This window comes from Pandoraea sp. ISTKB (assembly GCF_001721285.1).
GTDB lineage: Bacteria > Pseudomonadota > Gammaproteobacteria > Burkholderiales > Burkholderiaceae > Pandoraea > Pandoraea capi.
Map to the genome: position 1 here is coordinate 1 of NZ_MAOS01000081.1, position 6226 is coordinate 6226.

Annotated in this window: 2 tRNA genes and 3 rRNA genes; all 5 read left to right on the forward strand. The window is 52.9% G+C overall.

Annotation, left to right across the window (positions count from 1 at the left end):
- Positions 1 to 143 precede the first annotated feature (143 nt).
- A 16S ribosomal RNA gene (locus A9762_RS25095) occupies positions 144 to 1676 on the forward strand.
- Positions 1677 to 1740: 64 nt separating this feature from the next.
- Positions 1741 to 1817, forward strand: a tRNA-Ile gene (locus A9762_RS25100).
- A 52-nt stretch (positions 1818 to 1869) separates the two neighbouring features.
- Positions 1870 to 1945: transfer RNA gene (locus tag A9762_RS25105), tRNA-Ala, on the forward strand.
- Positions 1946 to 2232: 287 nt separating this feature from the next.
- Positions 2233 to 5110, forward strand: a 23S ribosomal RNA gene (locus A9762_RS25110).
- A 125-nt stretch (positions 5111 to 5235) separates the two neighbouring features.
- Positions 5236 to 5348, forward strand: a 5S ribosomal RNA gene (gene rrf, locus A9762_RS25115).
- Together the 16S, 23S and 5S rRNA genes with 2 tRNA genes alongside form the textbook arrangement of a ribosomal RNA operon.
- The last annotated feature ends 878 nt before the right edge of the window (positions 5349 to 6226 follow it).

Consider the following 6226-nt stretch of genomic DNA (forward strand, 5'->3'; position numbering starts at 1 on the left):
GTGCGTCTGCTTCGGCAGATAAGCTTTAAATTTATTGAGGCTCACATAGTAATAGGTAAGTTAAGTAATTAACTTGTCAGCATACTTTGAGAGCGACCGGTTCTAGCGATTTATCGCGAAAAACCGAAAACAGTAACAGGTTTAAACTGAAGAGTTTGATCCTGGCTCAGATTGAACGCTGGCGGCATGCCTTACACATGCAAGTCGAACGGCAGCACGGGTGCTTGCACCTGGTGGCGAGTGGCGAACGGGTGAGTAATATATCGGAACGTACCTTGTAGTGGGGGATAGCTCGGCGAAAGCCGGATTAATACCGCATACGCTCTGAGGAGGAAAGCGGGGGACCTTCGGGCCTCGCGCTACAAGAGCGGCCGATATCAGATTAGCTAGTTGGTGAGGTAAAAGCTCACCAAGGCGACGATCTGTAGCTGGTCTGAGAGGACGACCAGCCACACTGGGACTGAGACACGGCCCAGACTCCTACGGGAGGCAGCAGTGGGGAATTTTGGACAATGGGCGAAAGCCTGATCCAGCAATGCCGCGTGTGTGAAGAAGGCCTTCGGGTTGTAAAGCACTTTTGTCCGGAAAGAAATCCTCTGGGTTAATACCTCGGGGGGATGACGGTACCGGAAGAATAAGCACCGGCTAACTACGTGCCAGCAGCCGCGGTAATACGTAGGGTGCAAGCGTTAATCGGAATTACTGGGCGTAAAGCGTGCGCAGGCGGTTTTGTAAGACGGATGTGAAATCCCCGGGCTCAACCTGGGAACTGCATTCGTGACTGCAAGGCTAGAGTATGGCAGAGGGGGGTAGAATTCCACGTGTAGCAGTGAAATGCGTAGAGATGTGGAGGAATACCGATGGCGAAGGCAGCCCCCTGGGCCAATACTGACGCTCATGCACGAAAGCGTGGGGAGCAAACAGGATTAGATACCCTGGTAGTCCACGCCCTAAACGATGTCAACTAGTTGTTGGGGATTCATTTCCTTAGTAACGTAGCTAACGCGTGAAGTTGACCGCCTGGGGAGTACGGTCGCAAGATTAAAACTCAAAGGAATTGACGGGGACCCGCACAAGCGGTGGATGATGTGGATTAATTCGATGCAACGCGAAAAACCTTACCTACCCTTGACATGTACGGAAGTCTGCTGAGAGGCGGATGTGCTCGAAAGAGAACCGTAACACAGGTGCTGCATGGCTGTCGTCAGCTCGTGTCGTGAGATGTTGGGTTAAGTCCCGCAACGAGCGCAACCCTTGTCCTTAGTTGCTACGCAAGAGCACTCTAAGGAGACTGCCGGTGACAAACCGGAGGAAGGTGGGGATGACGTCAAGTCCTCATGGCCCTTATGGGTAGGGCTTCACACGTCATACAATGGTCGGTACAGAGGGCTGCCAAACCGCGAGGTGGAGCTAACCCCAGAAAACCGATCGTAGTCCGGATCGCAGTCTGCAACTCGACTGCGTGAAGCTGGAATCGCTAGTAATCGCGGATCAGCATGTCGCGGTGAATACGTTCCCGGGTCTTGTACACACCGCCCGTCACACCATGGGAGTGGGTTTTGCCAGAAGTAGGTAGCCTAACCGTAAGGAGGGCGCTTACCACGGCAGGATTCATGACTGGGGTGAAGTCGTAACAAGGTAGCCGTAGGGGAACCTGCGGCTGGATCACCTCCTTTCTAGAGCATGCACTGGAAGTTGAGTGTTCACGCTTATCGGTTGTTGACTGCGTAGATCTAAGTCGGGTCTATAGCTCAGTTGGTTAGAGCACCGTCTTGATAAGGCGGGGGTCGATGGTTCGAGTCCATCTAGACCCACCAAGCTTTTAGCTACTGGGTAAATAGACTCAAGTGGTGGTAAGTCGGCTTGATTGGGGGATTAGCTCAGCTGGGAGAGCACCTGCTTTGCAAGCAGGGGGTCGTCGGTTCGATCCCGTCATCCTCCACCAAAACCTTAGATCGCATCGATGTCAGTCAAAAGCAAGTTAGTGGTACTTCTGAAGTAAATCCCTGAATGTGAATGCTTTTGAATGACAGCAATGTCATGCAGTATTTGTTCTTTAACAATTTGGAAGAAGAAGTAGTACAACGGAAGCGCGTTAGAGATGGCGCGTGGAAATTGTACGGGTTGTGATTGTATCAACCAGTATTTAAGTGATCGAAAGATGACTTGGAATACGGCACAACGCTAATACTCAACCTATAAAGGATGTGTCGAGAGACGCACTCGTTATAGGGTCAAGCGAATAAGTGCATGTGGTGGATGCCTTGGCGATTACAGGCGATGAAGGACGCGATAGCCTGCGAAAAGTTGTGGGGAGCTGGCAAATAAGCATTGATCCACAAATGTCCGAATGGGGAAACCCGGCCTTTTAGGTCATCCTAGACTGAATACATAGGTCTAGCGAAGCGAACGCGGCGAACTGAAACATCTAAGTAGCTGCAGGAAAAGAAATCAACCGAGATTCCCAAAGTAGTGGCGAGCGAAATGGGACCAGCCTTCAAGATTTAGCACCGGTGTTATCAAAACGGAATGGAAAGTCCGGCCATAGTGGGTGATAGCCCCGTATGAGAAAACCCTGGTGTGGAACTAAGCTTGAGAAAAGTAGGGCGGGACACGTGAAATCCTGTCTGAAGATGGGGGGACCATCCTCCAAGGCTAAATACTCGTAATCGACCGATAGTGAACCAGTACCGTGAGGGAAAGGCGAAAAGAACCCCGGGAGGGGAGTGAAATAGATCCTGAAACCGCATGCATACAAACAGTCGGAGCCTCGAAAGGGGTGACGGCGTACCTTTTGTATAATGGGTCAGCGACTTACATTCAGTGGCGAGCTTAACCGAATAGGGAAGGCGTAGCGAAAGCGAGTCCGAATAGGGCGTTCAGTCGCTGGGTGTAGACCCGAAACCAAGTGATCTATCCATGGCCAGGTTGAAGGTGCGGTAACACGTACTGGAGGACCGAACCCACTAACGTTGAAAAGTTAGGGGATGAGCTGTGGATAGGGGTGAAAGGCTAAACAAACTTGGAAATAGCTGGTTCTCTCCGAAAACTATTTAGGTAGTGCCTCGTGTATCACCTTCGGGGGTAGAGCACTGTCATGGTTGAGGGGTCCATTGCGGATTACCTCGCCATAGCAAACTCCGAATACCGAAGAGTGCAATCACGGGAGACAGACATCGGGTGCTAACGTCCGGTGTCAAGAGGGAAACAACCCAGACCGCCAGCTAAGGTCCCTAAATATTGCTAAGTGGGAAACGAAGTGGGAAGGCTAAAACAGTCAGGAGGTTGGCTTAGAAGCAGCCACCCTTTAAAGAAAGCGTAATAGCTCACTGATCGAGTCGTCCTGCGCGGAAGATGTAACGGGGCTAAGCAATATACCGAAGCTGCGGATGCGAGCTTGCTCGCATGGTAGGAGAGCGTTCTGTAAGCCTGTGAAGGTGTCTTGTAAAGGATGCTGGAGGTATCAGAAGTGCGAATGCTGACATGAGTAGCGATAAAGGGGGTGAAAGGCCCCCTCGCCGTAAGCCCAAGGTTTCCTACGCAACGTTCATCGGCGTAGGGTGAGTCGGCCCCTAAGGCGAGGCAGAGATGCGTAGCTGATGGGAAGCAGGTTAATATTCCTGCACCGTCGTATGATGCGATGGGGGGACGGATCGCGGAAGGTTGTCCGGGTGTTGGAAGTCCCGGTCCCTGCAGTGGAGAAGGCGCTTAGGCAAATCCGGGCGCGTAATTCAAGGCTGTGGGGCGAGCGAACTTGTTCGCGAAGCAATTGGAAGTGGTTCCAAGAAAAGCCTCTAAGCTTCAGTCATACGAGACCGTACCGCAAACCGACACAGGTGGGCGAGATGAGTATTCTAAGGCGCTTGAGAGAACTCGGGAGAAGGAACTCGGCAAATTGGTACCGTAACTTCGGGATAAGGTACGCCCTTGTAGCTTGACTGGCCTGCGCCAGGAGGGTGAAGGGGTTGCAATAAACTGGTGGCTGCGACTGTTTAATAAAAACACAGCACTCTGCAAACACGAAAGTGGACGTATAGGGTGTGACGCCTGCCCGGTGCCGGAAGATTAAATGATGGGGTGCAAGCTCTTGATTGAAGTCCCGGTAAACGGCGGCCGTAACTATAACGGTCCTAAGGTAGCGAAATTCCTTGTCGGGTAAGTTCCGACCTGCACGAATGGCGTAACGATGGCCACACTGTCTCCTCCCGAGACTCAGCGAAGTTGAAGTGTTTGTGATGATGCAATCTACCCGCGGCTAGACGGAAAGACCCCATGAACCTTTACTGTAGCTTTGCATTGGACTTTGAACCGGTCTGTGTAGGATAGGTGGGAGGCTTTGAAGCAGGAACGCTAGTTTCTGTGGAGCCGTCCTTGAAATACCACCCTGGCTTGTTTGAGGTTCTAACCTAGGTCCGTAATCCGGATCGGGGACAGTGCATGGTAGGCAGTTTGACTGGGGCGGTCTCCTCCCAAAGTGTAACGGAGGAGTACGAAGGTACGCTAGGTACGGTCGGAAATCGTGCTGATAGTGCAATGGCAAAAGCGTGCTTAACTGCGAGACTGACAAGTCGAGCAGGTGCGAAAGCAGGTCATAGTGATCCGGTGGTTCTGTATGGAAGGGCCATCGCTCAACGGATAAAAGGTACTCTGGGGATAACAGGCTGATACCGCCCAAGAGTTCATATCGACGGCGGTGTTTGGCACCTCGATGTCGGCTCATCTCATCCTGGGGCTGTAGCCGGTCCCAAGGGTATGGCTGTTCGCCATTTAAAGAGGTACGTGAGCTGGGTTTAAAACGTCGTGAGACAGTTTGGTCCCTATCTGCCGTGGGCGTTGGAAGTTTGAAGGGGGCTGCTCCTAGTACGAGAGGACCGGAGTGGACGAACCTCTGGTGTACCGGTTGTCACGCCAGTGGCATCGCCGGGTAGCTATGTTCGGAAGAGATAACCGCTGAAAGCATCTAAGCGGGAAACTCGCCTTAAGATGAGACTTCCCTAGGAACTCGATTCCTTTGAAGGGTCGTTCAAGACCAGGACGTTGATAGGTCAGGTGTGGAAGCGCAGTAATGCGTTAAGCTAACTGATACTAATTGCCCGTAAGGCTTGATCCTATAACCAGTGTGTTTTTCCTGGTGTGAGTATCGCTGTGCCGATACACTCACAACCCACATTGTTGTACTACGCTTCTTCCGAATTGGTTTTGTTGACCTAACGTCAGCAAGACATACAAGTTATGCCTGATGACCATAGCGAGTTGGAACCACCCCTTCCCATCCCGAACAGGACCGTGAAACGACTCCACGCCGATGATAGTGCGGATACCCGTGTGAAAGTAGGTAATCGTCAGGCTCCCCTTAAAAACCCCTTGTAGCACTAGCTACAAGGGGTTTTTGCTTTGGGCTCTCGCTCTGTGCGCTCGCTTTGCCCTCACGCTTTGCATCCGCAGTGGCGCGCCACGTTTAACTCGTGTTGATCGCCGCTTCTGAGGTCCGTCGGGCGCCTCGGTGGCGATGCATTTACCCAATGCACTGCGTCCACTGCGGGCCGATTTCTTCAATTCCCCTCCTGTTGCTTTGCTGCCGCGGCGCGGGACCGACGTCTTGGTATTCATACCGCAGCTGTGCCGACGCTTTATATCTACGCGTTACATCCACGCTTTGCACCGATATTTGGCAGCCGAGGCTTTGGCTGCCGGATCCCGTTGCTGCGCCCGTGTCGGCTAGTCTGATTTCCACGAGGCGTCCGGAAGAAGACGACGCGCTCCGTTATCTCGGTGTACGTCACGTAATGCCCTCCAATGCTCCCAACCTAATCGCAGCGTGGCCTGCGGCTAGTGCCGTACTTTTTGCGATGCTTTGTATCTGATCGGCCTCAACGGTCAGCCGCTACTTTCGATAAGCGCGATGCACTCATGAGCACTATCGCAATGACGAGATCGCGGTGGTTAAGGCATTGCGAACTGATGCTGCCCTGGAGTCAGGATGGCCGCCCGGTGGCCTCGGCCACTGTCGATCGGAGAGATAGCACCCAAGAGCACTGCGGCTTGAAAAGATCGCGGGGGCTTCGGCGCTTTGAACTGACGCCAGCCCGCAAGTCGATAATGACCCGCAGGGTAACGGTGATTTTCGGTGGATTGGGACGATGACGGACTGTGGGGCAGCGCCGTCGTTGAGAGGGCTACCAACTTGCGGATACCGCTGCCATCGTCCTGTGACTGAGAGGCGGGG